Origin of the sequence: Methylobacterium sp. 17Sr1-1 (genome assembly GCF_003173775.1) — a bacterium.
Classification (GTDB): domain Bacteria; phylum Pseudomonadota; class Alphaproteobacteria; order Rhizobiales; family Beijerinckiaceae; genus Methylobacterium.
Window position 1 is genome coordinate 3409920 of the sequence record NZ_CP029552.1, and the last position, 23710, is coordinate 3433629.

Sequence of the window (23710 nt, forward strand, 5' to 3'; positions counted from 1 at the left end):
CCGGACCTGCCCTGCGCCGTCGCGAGCCTGTTCGATGGGCGCTCACGGAGCGAACACCCACCGGGTCGATCTCGTCGGTCGAATCGAATGGACTTCCGGTTTCGCCGCGTCGTCGACGAACCGGCCTCCGCTTCGTCGAGGATGCCCTATCCCGCGCGGGAGAGGGGCGCGGCCTCGCCCGCGTGGCCGGCCCGGTGCAGGAAGTCCGGGATCGCCTCGCCGAACACCCCATCGGCCGCCGCCCGGTCGTTGGCCGCCACGGCCGCCGCCAGGCGGTCGAGCCAGGCGGCGAGCTGGGCGCGATCGGCGAAGACGGGCTTGGCCGCCATCACCCCGTCGATCCCTTCGAGGTTCACCATCGGCTCGTCGCGGGCGAACAGGATCTCGTTCAGGCGCTCGCCCGGGCGGGCGCCGGTGACGACGACGTCGATGTCCTCGCCGGGCTCGAAGCCGGCCAAGCGAATCATCCGCTCGGCGAGGTCGCGGATGCGCACCGGCTGCCCCATCTTGAGCACGTAGACGGCGGCGCGCTGGTCGCCGGCGCCGGGCGCACGGGCCTCGCGGTCGGCGTGGGAGGCGGCGGTGAGCACGAGGTCGGCGGCCTCGCGCACCGTCATGAAGTAGCGCACCATGTCGGGATGAGTGAGCGTGACCGGACCGCCGCGGGCGATCTGCGCCTTGAACACCGGCACCACCGAGCCGACCGAGCCCAGCACGTTGCCGAAGCGCACCGCGACGAGGCGGGTCTCGGTCGGCCCACGGCCGGCATCGAGGGCCTGGGCGTACATCTCGGCGAAGCGCTTGGTGACGCCGAGCTGCGACACCGGCTCGATCGCCTTGTCGGTCGAGATCATCACCAGCGCCTTGGCGCCGGCCGCCAGCGTCGCGTCGGCGACGTTGACCGAGCCGAAGACGTTGGTCTTGATGCCCTCGCTCCAGTCCCGCTCCAGGTAGGGCACCTGCTTGAGCGCCGCGGCGTGGAAGACGTAGTCGGGCCGGAAGTCCTTCAGCACCCGGATCATCCGGTCGCGGTCGCGGATATCGGCGATGACGCCGCTGACTCCCTCCTGGCCGGAGAGCCCGGGACGGCTGAGCACCCCGTGCAGGGCGGGCTCCGAGCTCTCCAGCACCAGCACGGCGCTCGCCCCGAAGGCCACGGCCCGCGCGCAGATCTCCGAGCCGATCGAGCCGCCGCCGCCCGTGACCACCACCCGCTGCCCGGTGAGGAAGTGCTCCAGCCGCGGCCGGTCGATGGCGACGGTCGGGCGCAGGAGCAGGTCCTCGATCTCGATCGGGGCGAGCTCAGCCCCGCGTCCCGCGTCGCCGAGGCTCGTCACCCGGGCGAGCGGCAGGCCGAGGCGGCGCGCCTTCGCGATCAGCGCCTCGGGCTCGGCCTCCGGCGCGAGCGCGCTCGGCGTCGCGACGAGGCGGCGGATCGGCACGCCGCGGGCGGCCAGGCCCGCCACCACCGCGTCGAGGTCGGAGACGGCGCCGAGCACCGGCACGCCGCGCATGGTCTGGCCCTGCTCCTCGGCCCGGGGCGAGAGGATGCCCTTCGGGTCGAGCTTGCGCACCGCGCCCGATTCGATCGCGCGGAGCACCACCTCGATGTCGTGGCCGCGCCCGATCAGCAGCGTCGGCGTGCTGGCGGCCCGCGCCGCGCTCTGGCGCGAGCGGCTGTATTTCAGGTAGCGGAACGCCAGCCGCGGCCCGCCGAGCAGGAAGACCTGCAGGACGAAGTACAGCCCGATGGCGATCTTGCCGAAGAAGTAGATGCCGAACGCGACCGGCGACACCAGCACGTAGTCGAGCACCAGGAGCAGCAGCGTGAGCACGGCCACGGCGCGCACGATGTTGGCGAGGTCCGGCAGCGAGGCGAAGCGCCACTTGGTCCGGTAGAGCCCGAAGGCGCGATAGACCAGGCCGGCGCAGGCCACGAAGGGCGGCAGCAGCACCGGCAGGTGGGCGAGCCGCTCGGCGAGCAGGGGCCCGTCGAACCGGATCACGAAGGTGAGGAGCACGGCGAGGGCCGTCGCCACGAGGTCGTGGACGATGATCGTCGCGGTCTTGAGGATCTGTCTGCGCATCGGGAGCCGGGCGCGGTATCGGCCGGGGCTCCCGCGGTGTCAACGCGGCGGGGACGCCCGGATTCTTTCGGGCTCCGGGATTTGCCAAATGCCGGCGCTCCGCCATCTGGACATACAGACAGGGAGCATCGCGGGTGCGCGATGCGCAAGAGGGAGACCCCCGCGCCGCATGCCCAGCCTCGCCTTCTACGGCTCCAGCCTGCTCTCCGCCTACTGGAACGGCGCCGCCACCTATTATCGCGGCCTGATCCGCGATCTCGCCGGTCGGGGCTGGCACACGACCTTCTACGAGCCCGACGCCTTCGAGCGTCAGCAGCACCGCGACATCGACCCGCCGGACTGGGCGAGGGTGGTCGTCTACCCCGCCACCGAGGCGGCGGCGCGCGACGTGATCGGCGAGGCGGCGAGCGCCGACGTGGTGGTCAAGGCCTCCGGCGTCGGCGTCTTCGACGACCTCCTGCTCGTCGAGCTGGCGCGGACGGCCCGGCCCGACGCGGTGCGGCTGTTCTGGGACGTCGACGCGCCGGCGACGCTCGCCGAGATCGGCGCCTCCCCCGACCACCCGCTGCGGCGGGTCCTGCCCGACCTCGACCTCGTGCTGACCTACGGCGGCGGGCCGCCGGTGGTGGAGGCGTATCGCGGCTTCGGGGCCAGGGCCTGCGTGCCGATCTACAACGCGCTCGATCCCGACACCCACCACCCGGTCCCGGCGGAACCCCGGTTCTCCGCCGACCTCGCCTTCCTGGGCAACCGCCTGCCCGACCGCGAGGCGCGGGTGGAAGAGTTTTTTCTTAATCCCGCCGCGAGCCTGCCCGAGCGGCGCTTCCTCATCGGCGGCAACGGCTGGGAGTGGCGAACGCTCCCCGACAACGTGCGCCGCATCGGCCACGTGCCGACGGCGGACCACAACGCCTTCAACACCTCGCCCCGGGCCGTGCTCAACATCGCCCGCGATTCGATGGCGGCCACCGGCTGGTCGCCGGCGACCCGGGTGTTCGAGGCCGCCGGCGCCGGGGCCTGCCTGATCACCGATGCCTGGACCGGTCTCGAGATGTTCCTCGCCGAGGGGAGCGAGGTGCTGGTCGCCCGCGACGGGCGCGACGTCGCCGCCCATGTCGAGGCGCTGACGCAAGACGGGGCGCGGGCGATCGGGGCGGCGGCGCGCCGGCGCATCCTGTCCGAGCACACCTATGCGCGCCGCGGCGCCGAGGTCGACGCACTGTTGCGCCGGGCGCTCGCCGCCCGCCGGGGGGCTGCCGCGTGAGCCGCCCCCTCGACCTCGTGGTCCTGGGCCTGAGCCTGTCCTCGTCCTGGGGCAACGGCCATGCCACGACCTACCGGGCGCTGCTGAAGGCCTTCGCCGCCCGCGGCCACCGGGTCACCTTCCTGGAGCGCGACGTGCCCTGGTACGCCGCCCACCGCGACCTCGCGGAGCCGGGCTACTGCGACCTCGTGCTTTACCGGGACCTGTCCGAGCTCGCCGACCTGACGCCGCGGCTGGAAGCCGCCGATGCCGTGATGGTCGGCTCCTACGTGCCGGACGGGGTCGCGGTCGGGCAGATGGCGATCCGGGCCGCCCACCGGGCGAACGCCGTCGCCGCCTTCTACGACATCGACACCCCGGTGACGCTGGCCAAGCTCGCCCGCGGCGACCACGAATACCTCACGCCGGAGCTGATCCGGTCCTACGACCTCTACCTCTCCTTCACCGGCGGCCCGACCCTGGGGCGGCTGGAGCGCGAGCACGGCGCTCCGATGGCCCGGGCGCTGTACTGCTCGGTCGATCCGGAGCGCTACGCCCCGGTCCCGGCGCCGCTGCGCTACGACCTCAGCTACCTCGGCACCTACAGCCCCGACCGGCAGCCGACCCTGGAGCGGCTGCTGATCGAGCCGGCGCGCCGCGCGCCGCACCTCGCCTTTGCGGTCGCCGGACCGCAATACCCGGACGGGATCGACTGGCCGGAGAACGTCGCGCGCCTCGACCACGTCGCGCCGGCCGACCATCCGGCCTTCTACGCCGCCAGCCGCTACACCCTGAACGTCACCCGCGCCGACATGATCGCCGCCGGCTACAGCCCGAGCGTGCGCCTGTTCGAGGCCGCCGCCTGCGGCACGCCGCTGATCTCCGATTCCTGGGACGGGCTCGACACCGTGCTGACCCCCGGCCGCGAGATCCTGGTGGCGGAGGGGGCCGAGGCGGTGCTGGCGACCTTGAACGGCCGGGACGAGGCCGCCCGGACGGCCCAGGCCGAGGCCGCCCGCGCCCGGGTCCTGTCCCGCCACACCGCCGCCTGCCGGGCGGCGGAACTCGAAGCCGCCTTGCAGGAGGCCGCCTTACACGAGGCCGTCTTGCATGAAGCGGGGGCTGGCCGCGTCCGCGCCGCACCCTAAAATACTCACACCATGTATCGCAACGAGGCGCGGGAGCGACGCGTTGTGTGCGGGTGCGGATCCAGGAACAAAGATCCCGGATCCGCGGCGCCGAACCGGCGCCCCGGGCGGTCGTCGCCCGGCCAGCCTGGAGAGGATCGACCGCATGAGACACCGCGAGAGCACGCTCGTCCTGGTCGCCGGCGGCGCGGGGTTCCTGGGGTCTCACCTGTGCGACCGGCTCTTGGCGGAAGGGCACGAGGTCGTCTGCCTCGACCATTTCGGCACCGGGCGGCGGCGCAACCTGCGCCACCTCGAGCACGAGCCGCGCTTCGACCTCGTCACCCACGACGTGGTGCAGCCCCTGCCGGCCCGGCTCAGGCGCCAGCGCTTCGCCCGGATCTACAATCTCGCCTGCCCGGCCTCGCCGCCGCACTACCAGGCCGACCCGGAGCACACGCTGCTCACCAGCGTGCTCGGCACCCGTCACCTGCTGCTGGCCGCCGAGGAGAGCGGCGCGCGCCTGCTCCAGGCCTCGACCTCCGAGATCTACGGCGACCCGGAGATGCACCCGCAGGCCGAGGGCTACTGGGGCCACGTCAACCCGACGGGTCCCCGCGCCTGCTACGACGAGGGCAAGCGGGCGGCCGAGACGCTCTGCGCCGACTACGCCCGGGCCGGACGCGCGGCGGTGCGGGTGGCCCGCATCTTCAACACCTACGGGCCGCGGATGCGCGCCGATGACGGGCGCGTGGTCTCGAACGTGATCTGCCAGGCGCTGGCCGGCGACGACGTCACGGTCTACGGCGACGGCAGCCAGACCCGCTCCTTCTGCTACGTCGACGACCTGATCGACGGGCTCTACCGGCTGATGGAGCACCCGGCCGAGGCCCGGGACATCGGCGCGGTCAATCTCGGCAACCCGGTCGAGCTGACGGTGTCGGACCTGGTGCGCCGGGTGCTCGCCCTCACCGGGTCGCCCTCGACGGTCGTCAACCATCCCCTGCCCGTCGACGATCCGCGCCGGCGCCGGCCCGACATCGCCCGCGCCGGTGCACTGCTCGGCTGGGCCCCCCGGGTGCCGCTGGAGCAGGGCCTGCGCGCCACCGTGACGTGGTTCGCCGACGAGGCCGAGGACGGCCCGCGGGCCGGCCGGCGGCTGGAGCTCGCCGCACCGGCGGCGGTGGTGGCCTGACGCGGCGGCCCTCCCGCGTTGCGGGCCGGGCTGCGCCTGAGCTAAGCCCGCGTCCGACCTCGCGCGGGAGCCCTTTTGCCATGCAGACCTTCGATTCGGACGGCGTCTCGATCGCCTATATCGACGTTCCGCCGAAGGAGGGCGCGGCCGAGCCGATCCTGCTGATCCACGGCTTCGCGTCGAACCACGCCGTCAACTGGGTCAACACCTCCTGGGTGCGCAGCCTGACGACGGCCGGGCGGCGGGTGATCGCCCTCGACAATCGCGGCCACGGCCGCAGCGGCAAGCTCTACGACCCGGAGGCCTACGGCTCCGACCTGATGGCCGAGGATGCCCGCCGGCTCCTCGACCACCTCGATATCCCCCGCGCCGACGTGATGGGCTACTCGATGGGCGCGCGGATCACCGCCTTCCTGGCGCTCGCCCATCCCGGCCGCGTCCGCTCGGCGCTGCTGGGGGGTCTCGGCATCCACCTCGTCGAGGGGCGGGGCTTGCCGGCCGGCATCTCGGAGGCGATGGAGGCGCCCTCCCGCGACGCCATCGCCGAGCCGACGGCGCGGATGTTCCGGGTCTTCGCCGAGCAGACCGGCAGCGACCTGCGGGCGCTCGCCGCCTGCATGCGCGGCTCGCGCCAGACCCTGTCGCGGGCGGAAGTTGCGCAGATCGAGGTCCCGGTCCTGGTCGCCGTCGGCACCACCGACACCGTGGCGGGTTCAGGGCCGGCGCTCGCCGCCCTGATCCCGGAGGCCAAGGCCCTCGACATCCCCAACCGCGACCACAACCTCGCGGTCGGCGACAAGGTGCACAAGGCCGGGGTGCTGGAGTTCCTCGACGCCCGGCCCTGACGGCGCGGGCGCCGCCGCGGATAACCGTGACGCGGGTCCAGGAACTAACAATTGTTGGCGCCATCTGCGTTATGGCTGGCGACCGCGTCTGGTCGCGCTGCCTTGGTCGTCGATGTCTGCATTCGATCCGGATCTCGCCTGCACCGACGTCCTGCGGCTGATCGAGGGCGCGCAGCTGAGCGGCAACTGGAGCTGGCGCTTCGCGCCCGAGCGTCAGTCCTGGTCGCCCGGCCTGTTCCGCCTGCTCGGGCTCGATCCGCTGGCGGTCCCGCCCGGCTACGACCTGCTCGCGAGCCTCGTCCACCCGGATGACCAGGGGGCGCTCGCGAGCGCAACCGAACTCCGGCAGGGCTTCGCGCTGCCCGATGTGCAGGTCCGGGTCGTGCGGCCCGACGGGACCGTGCGCCGCCTCGGCATCCGCACCGAGATCCGGCTGGCGCCGGACGGCCGGCCTCTCGGCGCCGTCGGCCTCGTCCTCGACGAGACCGACCCGCACGCCCTGGCCGAGGCCCGGCGCGCGGCGCAACGCCAGCGCAGCGCGCTGTTCCTGCAGGCGGGCCTGATCCTGGTTTCGGTCAGCCCCGACCTGCGCTTCGACTTCCTGCCCGAGGCGGCCGCCCGGATCGGGCGCTCCCTGGCGGACCTCAACGCCGACCCGTTCGCCGAGGTCGCCGCGGCGGAGCGGGACGAGTTCCGTGCCCGCGCCGAGCACCACCACGGCGAGGGCACCCTGTTCCAGGCACGGCCGCTCTTCCAGCTGCGGGACCCCGGCCCGCTGCGGTTCCGGGTCGTGTCGGCGCCGGTGCGCGACGAGGCCGGCCGGATCACCGGCTGGCACTGCCTGATGGCGCCGCTCGGCGCACCCTCGCCGCCGACGGCCGGCCCCTTCCGCCGCGGGCTCGAGCAGGCCTTGCGCGGGCGCCACCTGCGGGCCGCCCGCTTCCTGCTCGACTGGTCGCGGGAGGATCTGGCGCGGGCGAGCGGCCTGTCGCTGTCGACGGTGCGGCGCCTCGAGGACGAGGCGGAGCCGGACGGGATCCGCCCGCCCGTGACCCGCTCCCATCACGGCGCCGTCGCGGCTTTGCGCCGGGCCGGCATCCGCTTCACCGCCCTCGACGACGGCACCATCGCCCTCGTCAAGGGACGCGCCGTGGCGCAGGGGTGAGCTGCCCCGACCTTCGACCGGGCCGCCCCGAGGGGCCATGCTGCCCCTGAGGCGTGGGACACACGGGTGTCACGATCGGCCGGCCAAGCTGAGCGGTCCCGGGCCGTGGGGCCTGCGCGTTCCCAGGCCCGCGCCCGGACCCCCTCCGAGACGCCGTGACGCGGTGAACGCGAATTGAGTGGCCGCAGCGGAAGCGGCGCCTATCTGCGTCGGCGCACCGTATGATCGTGTCGAGTTCGGGATGAAGGATCGCTTGTCCAAGTCGGCGTCGTGGATCGATCTGTCCACTGCCGGACATTGCGGCCCGCATCAGATACCCAGCACGAGTATAGCGCACCTTTCCGGATCGACGAATGCTGCCTGAACGGCGCGTACTGCGCAGCCGGACGGCGCATGCTTGCCCATCACGATCGCGGCGCGCGATCGGCTCAGAAGGAGCGACGACGTGGAAACCTATCAAGACGTCCTGTCGGGCAAGTGCCCCTTCGGCGGCGACCGCGTCGGCGGTGCGCTCGGCACGCCGCCCACCCTCGAGAACTGGTATCCGGACCGCCTGCGCGTCGAGACGCTGCACCAGAACGGCCCGCAGGCGAACCCGCTCGGGGCCGAGTTCGATTACCGCGCGGCTTTCGCGTCGCTCGATTACGAGGCGCTGAAGCGCGACATCAAGCAGTTCCTGACCAGCTCGGTGTCGTGGTGGCCGTCCGATTACGGCAATTACGGCCCGCAGATGATCCGCATGGCGTGGCACTCCGCCGGCACCTACCGCATCGCCGACGGGCGCGGCGGCGCCGGCCAGGGCCTGCAGCGCTTCGCGCCGATCAGCAGCTGGTGGGACAACGGCAACACCGACAAGTCGCGCCGCCTGCTCTGGCCGATCAAGCAGAAATACGGCAGCGCCCTGTCCTGGGCCGACCTCATGGTGCTGACCGGGACTTGCGCACTCGAGATCATGAACTTCCCGACCTACGGCTTCGCCGGCGGCCGCGAGGACGCCTGGGAGGCCGACAACGCGACCTACTGGGGCCCGGAGCTGTGGGATCCGACCACCGTCAAGTCGTTCGACGAGATGGTGAGCCGTGACAAGCGCTGGCGGGGCAAGAACGGCGAGGCCGATTACGACCTGGAGAACCCGCTCGCCGCGTCGCACCAGTCGCTAATCTACGTCAATCCGGAAGGGCCCTACGCCAACGGCGACCCGATGGGCTCGGCCCACGACATCCGCGTCACCTTCACCCGCATGGCGATGAACGACGAGGAGACGGTGGCGCTGATCGCCGGCGGCCACGCCTTCGGCAAGAGCCACGGCATGGTCAAGGCCGACCGGATCGGCCCGCCGCCGGAGATCGCCCCGATCGAGGCGATGGGCCTCGGCTGGCACAACCCGCAAGGGACGGGCGCCGCCGAGAACACCATGACCAACGGCATCGAGGGCTCCTGGACGCAGGATCCGACGAAATGGGACAACAGCTACCTGGAGAACCTGTTCAAGTTCGAGTGGAAGCAGACCCGCAGCCCCGCCGGTGCCCTGCAATGGGAGCCGATCGATCCTGACGCACCGAAGACACCCGACGCCCACATCCCGGGCCGGTCCCACCCGCTGATGATGATGACGAGCGACATCGCGCTCAAGACCGACCCGGTCTACCGCGCGATCTGCGAGAAGTTCCTGTCCGACTTCGACTACTTCACGCTGCAATTCTCCAAGGCGTGGTACAAGCTGACCCACCGCGACATGGGCCCGAAGGAGCGCTACGTCGGGCCGGAGACGAAGATCGAGGACGACCTCCTCTGGCAGGACCCGATCCCGCCGGTCGACCACCCGCTGGTGGACGCGTCCGACATCGCCGCCCTGAAGGCGGAGATCCTGGGCAGCGGCCTGTCGGTCTCGGACCTCGCCTTCACGGCGTTCTCGTCGATCTCGACCTACCGCAACAGCGACAAGCGCGGCGGCGCCAACGGGGCGCGGCTGGCGCTCGCCCCGCAATCGGGCTGGACCGTCAACCGGCGCACCCTGCCGGTGATCGAGCGCTTGCGCGGCATCATGGCGGGCTTCAACGGCAAGGCGGCCGGGGGCAAGAAGGTCTCGCTCGCCGACCTGATCGTGCTCGGTGGCTGCGCCGCAGTGGAGCAGGCGGCGAAGGCGGCCGGCACGTCCGTGGCGGTGCCGTTCGTCCCGGGCCGGATGGACACGACCCCGGAGCTCACCGACGAGGACAGCTTCGAGTGGCTCAAGCCCGTCGTCGACGGCTTCCGCAACTACGTCGATCCGTCCTTCGCCGAGATCACGCAGGGCCGCGTCGCCCCCGAGCAGGTCTTCCTCGACAAGGCCAACCTGCTCGCGCTCACCGCCCCCGAATGGGTGGCGCTGACCGGGGGCCTGCGGGCGCTCAACCTGAACCACGACGGCGGACGCCACGGCGTCTTCACCGACCGCGTCGGCGTGCTCACCAACGACTTCTTCACCGTGCTCACCAGCATGGACTACGAGTGGAAGAAGACGGACGCGGCGGGCTTGGCCTTCACCCTCGACGACCGGCAGACCGGCGAGACCAGGTTCACCGCAACGCGCTGCGACCTCGTCTTCGGCGCGAACGCGCAGCTCCGGGCCGTGGCCGAGATCTATGCCGGCCGCGACGGGCAGGAGCGGTTCGTGCGCGACTTCGTCAAGGTCTGGCACAAGCTGATGATGCTCGACCGCTACGACGTGAAGCGCAACGAGGCGGGGACGACCACGGCGGCGTGAGGACGCCGCTTTTGGAATGAAGCGCTTCCCCTCTCCCACGGGAGAGGGGATTGCGCGACCGGCATGGCCTAAGTCTATCCACGGCCGAGATCGAAACCCTCGATGTCATCCCGGGGCTCGCCGAGAGGCGAGAACCCGGGATCCATCTCCGTCGACGCTTCAGAACGAAGCGGATCGCGTCTCGACCTATCCTGTCTCGTCGGCGGTTATGGATCCCGGGTTCCGCTGCGCGGTCCCGGGATGACGCGAGGATCAAGACATATTCTGAGTAATGGTAACTGTATTTCGATGGTTTTTTCGGACGGCACGGCTTATCCTGTGTACGACCTCATCCTGAGGTGCCGGAGCGAAGCGGTGGCCTCGACGGAGGTCTCCAGAGATCACAGGGGCTTCTGGAGCCCTCCTTCGAGGCTCGCTGACGCTCACACCTCAGGATGAGGTCGTGGGTGGGATAAGAAATCTTCTCGCGGTACTGTCCTGGCGCGTCGAGCAGGCACCTCATCACCGCACGAGCGCGCCGCCTCGTGCCCTCACCCCGCCATCACCTTCGGGATGGCGCCTCGTAGGCGCGAATACCCCCGGTTCGACAGCGGCCAGGCCCGCGCGTCCCAGTCCCGGCGGACGCGACGACATCCCGCCGGCAGGGCATCCGCCGACGGCCCGACGGGAGCCCACGCCGTCACCACCGGCAGGTCGCCCGCCCAGCCCTCCCGCACGGGCCCGGCCGGGCAGCCGAAATGCGCCCCCGCGCGCGTGAGCGCGTCCGCCATCGCCGCCTCGTCCGCCGCGCGCACCGGCTCCGCCGCCTCCTCGACCGAGGCGACCAGGCCGCCCACACGCGTTACCCGGGCCCCGCCGAGGGGCAGGCTGTCCGGATGCAGGTCGTCGAGGTGGAGGAGCAGGGCGACGGGGCCTTCCGGCGCGGGATCCGCCGAGGCCAGCGGCACCTCCCGGGGCGGCGTCTCCTCCTCCAGGGACCCGGCCCCCTCGTTCAGGCCGGCGGGATCGTGGCGCCCGTCCGTGAACTCGCGGATGTTGTCGCGCCGCGCGAGGTAGGGCTTGCCCCGCGTGTGCAGGCCCGCGACCCAGCGCCAGGACAGGGTGTTGCTCGCGGGGTCGCCGTCGAGGAGGTGGCGCAGGAAGAACTCCGCCCCGAGCTCCCAGGGCAGGCCTAAGGTGAAGATCCAGATCGAGGCGAACCACATCCGGGCGTGGTTGTGCAGCCAGTTCTCCTCGACGAGCTGCACCGCCCACGCGTCGAAGCCGTCGATCCCGGTCCCGCCCGTGACCGCCCGCTCGTAGGTCCGGCGCAGCCCGGGCTCCGCGGCGAGGCGCTCATGCGCAGCGTGGCGCCCGGCCCGGTAGCGCGCCCAGGCCTCGGGATGGGTTTCGAGATGGCCCTTGAAGTAGGTGCGCCAGAAGACCTCCGTGACGAATTTCTCTGCGCCGCGCTCACCGAGAGCCCGGATCGCCGCGCGGGCGACCTCCTCCTCGGTCAGGAGCCGGCGACGCAGGTAGGGCGACAGCGCCGAGGTCGTCGGTGCGGCCCGGCCGCGATCGGTGTTGCGGGCGGCGGCGTAATCCGCGCCGGGGCCGGCCAGGAAGGCGGAGAGCGCGTCCAGGCCGGCGGCGCGGGTCAGGCTGGGAAAATGGGGCATGACCCGGATCTAGGCCGGCCGCGCGCTCGGGCAGCGGCGGCGACCGGCTCATCCGGGGCCTGAGCCGATCGGCCGCGGCTTCACGGCTCTCCCGGCCGGGCCGAGGCCTCCAGGCGCCGGGCATTGCGGCCGAACAGGGCCTCCCGCAGCCGCAGGGCGTCGCCCCGGGCCAGGGTCTCGGCGAGGCGGCGGTGCAGTTCGGCGCAGCCGGGGGAGGGGGGGCGGGCGTGCGGCACGGCATCGGGCACGATCGGCGCCGGGCCGGCGAGCGCCCGGTCGAGGAGGGCGCGCATCCGCGCGACGCCGCCCCGGCGGCCCGGCAGCGCTTCCGCGACGGCGAGCAGGTCGCCGTCCCGGCCGATCGTGCGGCAGCTCTCCTCGCTCCCGCTCGCCGCCATGGCGTCGAGGACGAGGCGGCCGAGGGCGGCCAGGGTCGCGTCGTCGGCGCCCGCGAAGGCCGCCCGCAGGGCACCCGCCGCCTCGGTCCGGATCAGGTCGAGCCCGTCGCTCTCGCTGCGGCCCTGCCGATAGGAATCGCGGTAGCGGGCAGCGATGCCGTCGAGCACGCCCGGCCGTCGGCTCGCGAAGGCGGCGAGGAGGTCGACGGCGCGCAGCACCGCCGCCCGGGCGCCGCCCGGCGAATCGTCGTCGTCGAGGGTCGAATCCGGCAGGTCGCCCGGCCCGACCACGCCGGTGACGACGCCGGCGGCGCGCAGGCGGGCCGGATCGGGGATCCAGACGTCCCGCGACGGGGTGGCGAGGGCCTGCTCGACGAAGGCGGGCTCCAGGCCCGCGGCGAGGTAGCGGCCGCGCTCGTCGCTCGAATCCACCGGGATCATCTGCCCGAACAGCCCGGGCTCGTAGGGGGCGTGGAAGCCGAGCCGGCTGTCGGCCACGATCAGCCGCTCGCGCCCGCGCACGAAGGCCAGCGTGCAGGCCGAGACGCAGTAATCCGGCACGTAGGTGGTGAGCCCCCGCTCGGCGGCGAGCGCGCCGACCGCCGCTCCCTCGTCGACGAGGCCGCCGTCGCTGGTCAGGTGCAGCCGCGTCACGCCCGGATTCGCGTCGAGCAGGCGGCGCAGGCGCTCGGCGGTGCCGTCGTTGAGGTCGCCCCACAGCCGCACGTCGCGGCCGCCCGGGCCGAGGGTGACGCGGGCCGGCGGCCCGTCGGGGCTCGTGTCGAGGACCGCCTCGAGGTTGCGCGACAAGCCCCCGAAGGCCGGGGTCAGGGCCCCCGCCATCCCGGCGAGCCCGAGGCACGCCATCACGACACCGGCGCCGGTCCAGGTTCTGCCCTTGGCCCAGCCCCGCCGCACACCCGCTCCCCTCATTCCGGTCCCCCATGCCTGGCCGGGCTTCGCCCTTTGTCCTTGACCCCACTCAGCCACATCGCCGGGGCGATGCGAAGACGTTGAGGTACGGCTCAGGGTCAGCAAGATCCGGGCCGAACTGGGGCCGGAGCATGGTTCGTTTCGCCAATGTGTCCGGTGGTGGAAACAGTTCTCACGCGGGCGGCGGCGCGGGAGAAACTTGCGCTCCGCCCCGTGCCACCGTGTCGCGGCGGCGGAATTGCCTCAATCTTTGAGCGGATCGTGGCCCCAGTTCATGAGGGAGTAGCGCCAGCGCGAGGTCTTCACGTCCTCCTTCGGCCCTCCTTGCGCGAGATGACGCTTCACGTAGGCCGCGACCTTGCGCATGTCGGCGTAGTCGTCGTCGGTGAGGTCCGCCTTCTTGGTGTGCTTGATCTCGACGATCCGGCGCCCCTGGTGGTGGCCGACCGATTCGCCGCCCTTCGCGCTCTCCTTCTTGGCGCCGTCGCTCCAGCCGACCGACCGGCTCTCCTCGGTGTCGAGCCACTTTTCCAGCTCGCCGGGCGCCATGTTCACCGCCTCGCGGAAGGCCGCGTAGGTCTCCTCGTGATCGTCGGATGCGGTCTGCTTGCTCACGGGTCGTCTCCTGATGATCGCACGTCGCGCATCAACGTCGCGCGGGGCCCGGCGTTCGCCGCCCTGCGGTGGATCGTCGGGAGACGGGGACGATGGCGGGCGCTAGGGTCGTGGGCACCCGCCGCACGGATCATCGCCATGACCGACACCGACGAACTGCTCTACGCGGTCGATGCCGAGGGCATCGCCCGGATCACCCTCAACCGGCCGCAGGCGCGCAACGCCCTGACCTTCGCGATGTACGAGCGCCTGCACGGCCTGGCCGAGGCGATCGACGCCGATCCGGCGATCCGCGCGGTGGTGATCCAGGGGGCGGGCGGGCGCGCCTTCGCGGCCGGCACCGACATCGCGCAGTTCCGCGCCTTCTCGACGCCCGAGGACGCGCTCGGCTACGAGCGCTTCATGGACCGGGTGCTAGGCGCGCTCGAACGCTGCGCCAAGCCGACCATCGCGGCGATCGCCGGGGCCTGCACCGGCGGCGGCGCGGCCATCGCCGCGGCCTGCGACCTGCGCATCGCCACGCGGGACGCCCGGTTCGGCTTCCCGATCGCCCGCACCCTCGGCAACTGCCTCTCGGTCGGCAACCTGCGCCGGCTCTCGGCGCTCGTCGGCGCGGCCCGGGTCAAGGAGATGATCTTCACCGCCCGCCTGGTCGAGGCGGAGGAGGCGCGGGCGATCGGCCTGGTGAGCGAGGTGGTGGAGGATGCGGGCGCCCTCGCCGAGCGGGCGACGGCGCTGGCCCGCCTGGTCGCCGGCCACGCGCCGCTGACGCTCGCCGCCACGAAGGAGGGCCTGCGCCGGGTGCGCGACGAGGCGCCGTCCGAGTCCGGCGACGACCTGATCCTGCAATGCTACACGAGCGCGGATTTCCGCGAGGGGATGGAGGCCTTCCTGGGCAAGCGTCCGCCGCAATGGACCGGACGGTGAGGCGTGACTGCGGGGGCGAAGGCCCGGAGCTGGCTTTGATTTGTATGGGTTGATCGGCCGCGACGGCATCGACACTCACGGAGTCATCCCGAGGCCGCGCAGCGGATACCAGAATGAGTGCCTGTTCGATTGATCGATAGTCTCTATCCCACCTACGACCTCATCCTGAGGTGTCGGTCGATTTTGATCGACTGACCTCGAAGGAGGGCTCCAGAGATCGCAGAGGCGACCGGAGGCCTCCTTCGAGGCTCCTTACAGCCGCACCTCAGGATGAGGTTGTGTGTGGGAGGGAGGAGTGTCTCGCGGTGCTGTTCTCGAAAGTCAGACAAGCTCCGACATTCGGGGTATCACCTCTGTGGTCTGCAACCAACAGACGCTGGCACGCACCGGGTTTTCTAGGACACGACGGTCGCACCCGCCGCTCCACGCCGGCTGCGCACTCATTGGCGTCTACAGACCACCCGACGTCATCATAGGATGAAGCCGACGGCGCATGGCGTCGTCGGCGCTGGCCGGCGCGTCGGGCGCCGGATTCGGAACGCGCCGTCGTGCGGCGCGTCGCGTGTCAGTGGAGCGGCTGGTCCTTGCGCTCGTTCTGGGCGAGCGAGGCTTCGTAGCTCTCGGCCTGCGCACGGGTCAGGCCGCTGACGAGCACGAGCGCGCCGCGATAGACCGTGTAGGTGCCGTCCTGGGTAGGCTTGACGCGAATGACCTGGGACATGCGCTGGCTCCCTTGCGCGAATCACGACTGATTTTCTTGGATTTGAACGTGACGTTAACGAATCGGCGGAGGCGCGCAAGAGGGGTGACCGCGAAACCGCCGGCTTCTCGACACGATCTTGACCAAAGTACAGTCGGGGGGAAGGGCGCCGCGCCGTCTCCCCGTACCGGACCGGCAACGTGCCGGTCAGCCTCGGGATCCGGCTTCGCCGGCTCAGTATCTCAAGAAAAAGCGCCGCAGGGGGAGGTCAGAGGAATCAGGTTCAGGACGGCGAGCGGACGCTCGAGACGTGGATCGTCGGCGCGGTCTGAGCGGAGGGCGCCAGGATCGGGGCCTTGCCGGGCAGGGTCCACCAGCCCACCGCCGAATGCACCGCGAGGGTGAGGCAGAGCAGGACCAGCATCGAGACGGCGTGGCGCGCCATGCTCGGCTCCGCCGGGGTTGCTGCGGGGGCGTGCGGTGCGGCCGGAGCGAGATCCAGCGGCTCGGGCTCCAGCGGGAGGAGCGAGCTGTCGTAACCGACGGGCTGGCCGGTCGGACGGTGGAAGGGTCCAATGCTGAACATCGGCGTCTCCTGTCGAGGCCCCTGCGACGGAGGGCTATCGGAACCGCTCAAAGTTAACAGCTGCTGAACGAGACGCTAGCCCTGATCACGAAACCGTGAACGATGCTGCTTGTACACCGTCCGTTCAGGATGCGAGCCAGGATGGCGATACCGCTCTCTCGGCTCAAGACCGCCCTTCGGGCGATCATCGTTCGCCCGATGACATTCGGGATGGCTCCGCGAACAGCTCCGGGTGCCGCAGGCGCAGGGTCTGGACGAGGCAGAGCGTCTTCATGTCGGCGAGTTCGCCCCGCTCGGCCAGGGCGGCGAGCTCCGCGAGCGCGACCTCCACCACCTCGACGCTCTCGTGCTCCTCCGCCAGGCCGCCGCCGGCGCCCTCGCGGTCTGCGGCCCGGTAGGGTGCGAGGAAGAGGTCCATCCGCTCGGTCGAGAGACCCGGCAGCGACCAGACCCGGCCGGCGGGTTCCAGCACCGGCAGGCGCAGGCCCGCTTCCTCGAAGGCCTCGCGCCGGGCGCAGGTCTCCGGATCGTCCTCGTCCCGCAGGCCCGCCGGGGCCTCCAGCACCGAGGCCGTGCCGTCGACGAAGCAGGGCGGCGTGCGGAACTGCCGCACCAGCAGGGCGACCCGGCGCTCGGGATCGTAGGGCAGCACCGCCACGGCGGACCCGTGATCCTCGACCTCGCGGCCGATCCGGGTGCCGTCCGGCAGCTGCACCTCGGCCACGAGGTAGCGCGCCCAGCCCTCGTAGACCGTGCGGGTGCCCAGAATGCGCGGCAGGGGCTCGTCTCGGCTCACGCGGGTCTCTCCTCGGCGTCGGGCGCTGCGCCGCGGCGGATCTCGAAGGTCAGGATCCCGTCGTCGCGCAGCATCCGGTCGAGATGGTCGCCGCGCTCGCGCAGCAGGTTGGGGATGTCGATGGCGGCCATCGGATCGGTGCAGCGCACCGACAGGCCGTCGCCCGGCGCGAGGCCGCGCAGGGCCTTGGCGGTGTGCAGGACCGGCAGGGGGCATTTCAGCCCGCGCAGGTCGAGGTCGTGGTGTCGCATGGTCGCCTGAATACAACTCGCCGTCGACCGGTTGAGCATATCCGGCGCGAACGAGAAAGCCCGGCGCGGGGGCATCCCGCGCCGGGCTTCCATCACGTCAGGACGTCCGGCGATCAGTAGCCGTAGCCGTAGTAGCCGCCATAGGCCGGGTAGCTGTAGCCGTAGGACGGATAGCTGTAGCCGTAGCCGTAGCCGCCGACCGGGGCGTAGCCGCCGCCGTAATAGCCGCCATAGGCCGGGTAGCCGTAGCCGTAGGACGACGCCGAGCCGGCCGCGATGGCGCCGCCGATGATGCCGAGCGCCGCACCGGCCGCGAGAGCGCCGCCGGCGCCGATGCCGCGGCGATAGCCGTAGCCGCGATAGCCGCGGTAGCCGCCGCCGTAATAGCCGCCGCCGCGCCAGCGCACCTGGTCGACGGTCGCGCCCGAGCCGGCGATGGCGGCCGAGGTGGCGGCCGGCAGCGGGGCGGCCTGCGCCCCGACGGTGCCGGCGGTCAGGGCGGCGGCGGCGCCGGCCGCGAGGGCGAGGGTGGTGATGCGCGACATAAAAGATGTCTCCGATCGTGTGAGGACCATGTCCCGTAGGCCTCAAGAACGGGCAAGGGCCGGCCTCTGTTCCAAGATTCGGTGCGAAATGACGAATGGTCAATCAGTAGCGGCTACGCTTGCGCGGCGCGGATAAGCTTGCGCGTTCGCCGGATCGCCGCGCGCGTCATCGGCTCGATTGGGGGAGCGGCGCCGGGGCTTGCCCGGCCGACTGTTCGATTTGCCTCGGCAAGACGAACACCCTCCGGGTCGTTCCGGGGCCGCGCAGCGGAGGCCGGAACGACATGGAGCCTGTCAGGATCGGCCCGGAAAGTCGGGGCCGACGACTCCTCAGAACGCGCAAGCGCCGAAGGCGGGATCGACCGAACGGTTCCACGGCCCGTCATAGAGCGCGAGCAGGTCCTCGGCTCGGCTGCGCGAGGCGGCGATGGCCTGGAGCGGGGCGAGGTAGAGCGTCTCGTCGCGCCCCTGCGCGTCGCGGCGCGCCCGCGCCCGCAGGCCCGATTCGGAGAGCGCCAGCGCGTCGCGGGCGAGCTCCCGCAGGCGCCGTTTGCCGGCCGGCGCGTCGAGGCCGAGGCGCGGCACCTCGGCCCGCATCGTCTCGCGCTCCTCCGCCGTCATGTCGCGCACCAGCTGCCAGGCGCCGTCGAGGGCGGCCGGGTCGTAGTACAGCCCGGCCCAGAAGGCGGATTGCGCGGCGATCATGTTGGCGTCGCCGACATCCGCCCCGCGCATCTCGAGGAATCGCTTCAGGCGCACCTCGGGGAAGGCGGTCGAGGCGTGGTTGGCCCAGTCGGAGACGGTGGCGCGCTCGCCCGGCAGCGCGGGAAGCCGCCCCTCCATCAGGTCGCGGAACGAGGCGCCGCTGACGTCGTGGTAGGTCTCGTCGCGCTTGACGAAGTACATCGGCATGTCGAGCAGCCAGTCCGCGTAGGCCTCGTAGCCGAAGCCCTCGTCGAAGGCGAAGGGCAGCATGCCGGTGCGGTCGCGGTCGGTGTCGCGCCAGATCTCGGAGCGCCGCGACAGGAAGCCGTTCGGCTTGCCGTCGGTGAAGGGCGAGTTGGCGAAGAGCGCGGTCGCCACCGGCTGCAAGGCCAGCCCGACCCGCATCTTCGTCACCATGTCGGCCTCGGACGAGAAGTCGAGGTTCACCTGCACGGTGGCGGTGCGCAGCATCATGTCGAGGCCGAGCGAGCCGACCCTCGGCATGTAGCCCTTCATGATGCGGTAGCGGCTCTTTGGCATCACGGGAGTGTCCTCCCGTGTCCATTTCGGGCTCATGCCGAGGGTGAGGAAGCCGATGCCGAGGGGGTCGGCGGCCTGGCGCACCGCGTCGAGGTGCTGGCTCAGCTCGTGGGCGGTGGCGTGGACGTCCGGCAGCGGCGCGCCCGAGAGCTCGAACTGGCCGCCGGGCTCGAGCGAGATCGCGCCCCCGCCCTCGACCGCCGAGAGGCCGATCACCCGGCCGGCATCCTCGATCGTCTCCCAGCCGGTGATGGCCCGCAGGCCCTCCAGCAGCGCCTCGATCCCGCGCTCGCCCTCGTAGGGCACCGGCGAGAGGTCGGCGCGGTAGAACGGGACCTTCTCGTGCTCGGTCCCGATGGCGAAGGCGTCGTGCGGCTTCTCGCCGGCGGCAAACCACTCGATCAGCTCGGACCGCGCGCTGAGCGGGGTCGCGTCGGACACGTCGCGCGCCATGCGCCACCTCGTGCTTAGAACGAAAAACGATGACTCCCGGCGGGCCGGCGACCCACCGTCAAGGTTGCGCTTAGATAGGCCGTGGGCGACCGACCCGCAACGCGGCTGCGGCATACCCCCGGGCTCCATCCGGAGGCGCCTCGCGTCCCGGCCCGTCAACCAACCGTTCACCACTGCGGCCGGATCCGGGCCGATCCCCCTTTGACATGGAACAAAACAAGAACAAACATAAGGCCGACGAAAGGGGACAGACCATGAACATACGCAAGATCCTCCTCGCTGTCACGGAGGTCGCCTCGATGGGCCTGCTCACCGGCGCGATCGTGATGTGGGCGGTGGCGCTGTCGCCGATGCACTGATGCACCGCGTTGCCGCGTGGCAACGGCAAGGGAGGTTCCATCGATTCCGCGGTGAATCCCCCGCGATTTTCGGCCCGGTGAGGCGCTCCGGGTCGTGACTCTCCGGGCTCGGGCGGGAATCCTTCCGCGCTTCCGCGTCGGAGTGAGTCGCCTTGCAGATCCTGAAGCCCGTCGGCTACGTCCACCTGCACGTCCACTCCTCCTACTCGCTGCTCGAGGGGGCGCTGAAGATCGGCGACCTCGTGAAGGCCGCCTGCGCCGACCGGCAGCCGGCGCTCGCGCTCACCGACACCAACAACCTGTTCGGCGCGCTCGAATTCTCCGAGAAGGCGGCCGGCTCCGGGCTCCAGCCGATCGCCGGGATGCAGCTCAGTGTCGCCTTCGAGGCACCGGAGGCCGGCGCCAAGCTCAACGCCGTCCACCCGCACATCGTGCTGCTCGCCAAGGACGAGACCGGCTACGGCCACCTCCTGCGCCTGGCGAGCCGGGCCTATTTCGACAACGAGATCGGCGAATCACCCCGCGTCTCCGCGCAGGCGCTGGCCGAATGCTCCGGGGGGCTCATCGCGCTCACCGGCGGCATGGGCGGTCCGCTAGATACGGCGCTCCGCGCCGGCCGGACCGAGCTGGCGCTCGCCCGCCTCGAAGCCCTGAAGACCGCCTTCGGCGAGGACGGGCTCTACGTCGAGGTGCAGCGCCACGGCTTGAGCGACGAGCGCATGGTCGAGGGCGAGCTGATCCGGCTTGCCGACAAGCACGGCCTGTCGCTGGTGGCGACGAACGAGCCCTACTTCGCCAAGCCCGAGGATTACGAGGCTCACGACGCGCTGCTCGCCGTCGCCGAAGGGCGCCTCGTCTCCGACGACAAGCGCCGGCGCCTGACCCCGCGCCACGCCTTCAAGACCCGGGCCGAGATGGCGGACCTGTTTCGCGATCTGCCAGACGCGCTCCAGGCCACCGTCGAGATCGCGATGCGCTGCGCCTGCCGGGCGCGCACCCGCAAGCCCATTCTTCCCAGCTTCGGCGCGCCCAGCCTCACCACCCCAGCGCAAGGGACGCCGGAGGGGGCGGCCCAGCAGGCGCTCGCCGCCGCCGCCACGACCGCGGTGGCCAAGGACATCGCCCCCGACGAGGCGGCCGAGCTGCGCCGCCAGGCCGAGGAAGGCCTGACCGAGCGCCTGCGCCAGCACGGTCCGGCCGAGGGGCTGACCGAGAAGGACTATCGCGACCGGCTCGAATACGAGATCCGCGTCATCACCAACATGAAGTTCCCGGGCTACTTCCTGATCGTCTCGGACTTCATCAAGTGGGCCAAGGAGCACGACATCCCGGTCGGGCCGGGCCGCGGCTCGGGCGCCGGCTCCCTCGTTGCCTGGTCGCTCCTCATCACCGACCTCGACCCAATCCGCTTCGGCCTCCTCTTCGAGCGCTTCCTCAACCCCGAGCGCGTCTCGATGCCGGATTTCGACATCGATTTCTGCGTCGAGGGCCGCGAGCGGGTGATCCGCTACGTGCAGGAGCGCTACGGCGAAGCCCAGGTCGGCCAGATCATCACCTTCGGCACGCTGCTCGCCCGCGGCGTGCTGCGCGACGTCGGCCGGGTGCTGGAGATGCCCTACGGCCAGGTCGACAAGCTGACGAAGCTGGTGCCGCAGAACCCGGCCAATCCCGTGACGCTGGCCCAGGCGATCGAGGGCGAGCCGAAGCTCCAGAGCGCGATCGAGGAGGAGCCGGTCGTCGCGCGCCTGATGAGCATCGCGAAGAAATTGGAGGGCCTGCACCGCCACGCCTCGACCCACGCCGCCGGCGTGGTGATCGGCGACCGGCCGCTGGAGGAGCTGGTGCCGCTCTACCGCGATCCGAAGACCGGGATGCGGGTGACCCAGTTCAACATGAAGTGGGTCGAGCAGGCGGGGCTGGTCAAGTTCGACTTCCTCGGCCTCAAGACCCTGACGGTGCTCCGCGCCGCGACCGACCTCCTGAAGCTGCGCGGCATCGAGGTCGATCTGCCCTCGCTGCCGATCGACGACGAGCGCACCTACGAGCGCCTGCGCAAGGGCGAGACGGTCGGCGTGTTCCAGGTGGAGTCGGCCGGCATGCGCAAGGCGCTGGTCGAGATGTGCGCCGACCGGTTCGAGGACATCATCGCGCTCGTGGCGCTCTACCGCCCGGGCCCGATGGCCAACATCCCGGTCTATTGCGAGCGCAAGCTCGGCCGTGACGCCGGCAACGAGAAGAACTGGTACCCGCACGAGAAGCTGGAGCCGATCCTCGCCGAGACCTTCGGCATCATCGTCTACCAGGAACAGGTGATGGAGGTGGCGAAGGTCCTCGCCGGCTACTCGCTCGGCGACGCCGACCTCCTGCGCCGCGCCATGGGCAAGAAGATCAAGGCGGAGATGGACGCCCAGCGCGACCGCTTCGTGAAGGGCGCGGTCGAGCACGGCCTCGACAAGGCCAAGGCCAACGAGATCTTCGACCTGCTCGCAAAATTCGCCGATTACGGCTTCAACAAGTCGCACGCCGCGGCCTACGCGCTGATCACCTATCAGACCGCCTACCTCAAGGCGAACTATCCGGTCGAGTTCATGGCCGCCTCGATGTCCCTCGACATCGACAACACCGACAAGCTCGCCGAACTGCGCCAGGACGCGCAGCGCCTCGGCACCAAGGTCGAGCCGCCGAACGTGAACCGCTCCGGCGTCACCTTCGAGGTGCATGACGGCGCGATCCGCTACGCGCTCGCCGCCATCAAGGGCGTCGGCCGCGCCGCCGTCGAGGCGATCGTGCAGGCCCGCGGCGACAGACCGTTCCGCGATCTCGGCGACTTCGCCCGGCGCCTCAACCCGAAGCTCGTCAACAAGCGCACGCTCGAAAACCTGGTGGCGGCCGGCGCCCTCGACGCGATCGAGCCCGATCGGGCCAAGGCCTTCGCCGCCGTCGAGCCGATGATGCGCCTCGCCCAGGGCGCGGCGGAGGCCGAGACCGTCGGCATGATGGACATGTTCGGCGGCGTCGCGGCGGCCGAGGTGTCCTTGCGCATCCCGCCCTACGAGCCCTGGCCGATGGCCGACCGGCTCAAGCGCGAATACGACGCCGTCGGCTTCTTCCTCTCCGGCCACCCGCTCGACGAGTACGGCGACCTGCTGCAAAAGCTCCGGGTCCAGACCTGGGCCGAGTTCTGCCGCTCGGTCCGCGCCGGCACCTCGAGCGTCGGCCGGGTGGCGGCGAGCGTGCTCGACCGCGCCGAGCGCCGCACCAAGACCGGTAACAAGCTCGGCATCGTCACCCTCTCCGACCAGACCGGCCACTTCGAGGCGATCATTTTCTCCGAGGGCCTCTCGCATTACCGCGACCTGCTGGAGCCCGGCGCCGCCCTGGTGCTCCAGCTCCAGGCCAGCACCGAGGGCGAGGACGTGCGCGCCCGCATCCAGACCTGCGAACCCCTCGACCAGGCCGCCTCCCGCCACCAGAAGGGCATGCGCATCTACCTGCGCGACGAGCGGCCGATCTCGAGCGTGCAGCAGCGGTTGCAGGTGCGGGGGGAGGGGGAGGTGTCGCTGATCCTGATCCTCGATGGGGGTGAGCGGGAGGTGGAGGTGAAGCTGGGGGGCAAGTACCAGGCGACGCCGCAGATTGCGGGGGCGCTGCGGGCGGTGCCGGGGGTGGTGCAGGTGGAGGTGAGCTGAGGGGGGGCTCCGGGATCCCGGGGCGACCCGTCAGTGGCGGCGACGCTCCGGTTCCCTACCGTCGCGCCCGGCCGGCCGAGGGTCATGCCCCGTCTCCGCGCGGCACCGGGCTGGGGCATCCCGGCTCCGCGTTCGAGGGGTCTCGCG

The 23710-nt window shown here is 71.4% G+C and carries 18 protein-coding genes; 8 read left to right on the top strand and 10 right to left on the bottom strand.

The features are described from left to right. Positions 1–146: 146 nt before the first annotated feature. Positions 147–2087 carry an SDR family NAD(P)-dependent oxidoreductase gene (locus DK412_RS15310; RefSeq protein ID WP_109972625.1) on the bottom strand — a complete coding sequence of 647 codons (1941 nt, stop codon included), beginning with the start codon at positions 2085–2087 and terminating at the stop codon, positions 147–149. 169 nt (positions 2088–2256) lie between these two features. Between DK412_RS15310 and DK412_RS15315 the strand changes: the two genes are divergently transcribed. The 6 genes from DK412_RS15315 to katG all read left to right on the top strand — a co-directional run bounded on the left by DK412_RS15315 (position 2257) and on the right by katG (position 10408). Next, positions 2257–3351 (top strand): glycosyltransferase, encoded by a 1095-nt coding sequence (locus tag DK412_RS15315; RefSeq protein ID WP_109972626.1) that lies wholly within the window; start codon positions 2257–2259, stop codon positions 3349–3351. Further along, positions 3348–4478, top strand: a complete 1131-nt coding sequence (locus tag DK412_RS15320) for a glycosyltransferase (protein ID WP_109972627.1) — start codon at positions 3348–3350, stop codon at positions 4476–4478. The genes DK412_RS15315 and DK412_RS15320 overlap by 4 nt, the downstream gene beginning before the upstream one ends. Before the next feature lie 145 nt (positions 4479–4623). Further along, positions 4624–5652, top strand: coding sequence for a UDP-glucuronic acid decarboxylase family protein (locus tag DK412_RS15325; protein ID WP_109972628.1), 1029 nt, complete (start codon positions 4624–4626; stop codon positions 5650–5652). 80 nt (positions 5653–5732) lie between these two features. Continuing rightward, a complete protein-coding gene (locus tag DK412_RS15330) occupies positions 5733–6497 on the top strand; it encodes an alpha/beta hydrolase (protein WP_109972629.1) in 765 nt (254 codons plus the stop codon). 112 nt (positions 6498–6609) lie between these two features. Then, positions 6610–7662 carry a helix-turn-helix transcriptional regulator gene (locus DK412_RS15335; RefSeq protein WP_109972630.1) on the top strand — a complete coding sequence of 351 codons (1053 nt, stop codon included), beginning with the start codon at positions 6610–6612 and terminating at the stop codon, positions 7660–7662. Between the two features lie 445 nt (positions 7663–8107). Then, positions 8108–10408 carry a catalase/peroxidase HPI gene (gene katG / locus DK412_RS15340; protein ID WP_109972631.1) on the top strand — a complete coding sequence of 767 codons (2301 nt, stop codon included), beginning with the start codon at positions 8108–8110 and terminating at the stop codon, positions 10406–10408. 530 nt (positions 10409–10938) lie between these two features. On the opposite strand, the gene DK412_RS15350 is transcribed toward katG, so the two are convergent. The 3 genes from DK412_RS15350 to DK412_RS15360 form a co-directional block, all read right to left on the bottom strand. Further along, a complete protein-coding gene (locus tag DK412_RS15350; RefSeq protein ID WP_109972632.1) occupies positions 10939–12066 on the bottom strand; it encodes an FAD-binding domain-containing protein in 1128 nt (375 codons plus the stop codon). Between the two features lie 80 nt (positions 12067–12146). After that, positions 12147–13382, bottom strand: a complete 1236-nt coding sequence (locus DK412_RS15355) for a hypothetical protein (RefSeq protein ID WP_109972633.1) — start codon at positions 13380–13382, stop codon at positions 12147–12149. 258 nt (positions 13383–13640) lie between these two features. Then, the gene (locus DK412_RS15360; RefSeq protein ID WP_280953951.1) at positions 13641–14012 is read right to left on the bottom strand and encodes a DUF3140 domain-containing protein; all 372 of its coding nucleotides are present in this window, start codon (positions 14010–14012) and stop codon (positions 13641–13643) included. A gap of 138 nt (positions 14013–14150) precedes the next feature. On the opposite strand from DK412_RS15360, the gene DK412_RS15365 reads away from it, so the two are divergent. After that, on the top strand, positions 14151–14939 hold the full coding sequence (locus tag DK412_RS15365) for an enoyl-CoA hydratase (protein ID WP_109972634.1): 789 nt from the start codon (positions 14151–14153) through the stop codon (positions 14937–14939). A gap of 565 nt (positions 14940–15504) precedes the next feature. Here the strand turns inward: DK412_RS15365 and DK412_RS30635 are convergent. The 6 genes from DK412_RS30635 to DK412_RS15390 form a co-directional block, all read right to left on the bottom strand. Further along, positions 15505–15660 (bottom strand): hypothetical protein, encoded by a 156-nt coding sequence (locus tag DK412_RS30635; RefSeq protein ID WP_204165381.1) that lies wholly within the window; start codon positions 15658–15660, stop codon positions 15505–15507. 262 nt (positions 15661–15922) lie between these two features. Continuing rightward, positions 15923–16225, bottom strand: coding sequence for a hypothetical protein (locus DK412_RS15370; protein WP_109972635.1), 303 nt, complete (start codon positions 16223–16225; stop codon positions 15923–15925). Positions 16226–16409: 184 nt separating this feature from the next. Next, positions 16410–17021 carry an NUDIX domain-containing protein gene (locus DK412_RS15375; protein ID WP_245446960.1) on the bottom strand — a complete coding sequence of 204 codons (612 nt, stop codon included), beginning with the start codon at positions 17019–17021 and terminating at the stop codon, positions 16410–16412. Further along, complete coding sequence (locus DK412_RS15380; RefSeq protein WP_109972636.1) at positions 17018–17272, bottom strand: sulfurtransferase TusA family protein; 255 nt, start codon at positions 17270–17272, stop codon at positions 17018–17020. The genes DK412_RS15375 and DK412_RS15380 overlap by 4 nt, the downstream gene beginning before the upstream one ends. 113 nt (positions 17273–17385) lie before the next feature. Continuing rightward, positions 17386–17817: a hypothetical protein gene (locus DK412_RS15385; RefSeq protein ID WP_109972637.1), complete on the bottom strand. Its 432-nt coding sequence runs from the start codon at positions 17815–17817 to the stop codon at positions 17386–17388. Between the two features lie 330 nt (positions 17818–18147). After that, positions 18148–19515, bottom strand: coding sequence for a glutamate--cysteine ligase (locus DK412_RS15390; RefSeq protein WP_109972638.1), 1368 nt, complete (start codon positions 19513–19515; stop codon positions 18148–18150). 511 nt (positions 19516–20026) lie between these two features. On the opposite strand from DK412_RS15390, the gene dnaE reads away from it, so the two are divergent. Continuing rightward, complete coding sequence (gene dnaE / locus DK412_RS15395) at positions 20027–23563, top strand: DNA polymerase III subunit alpha (RefSeq protein ID WP_109972639.1); 3537 nt, start codon at positions 20027–20029, stop codon at positions 23561–23563. The last annotated feature ends 147 nt before the right edge of the window (positions 23564–23710 follow it).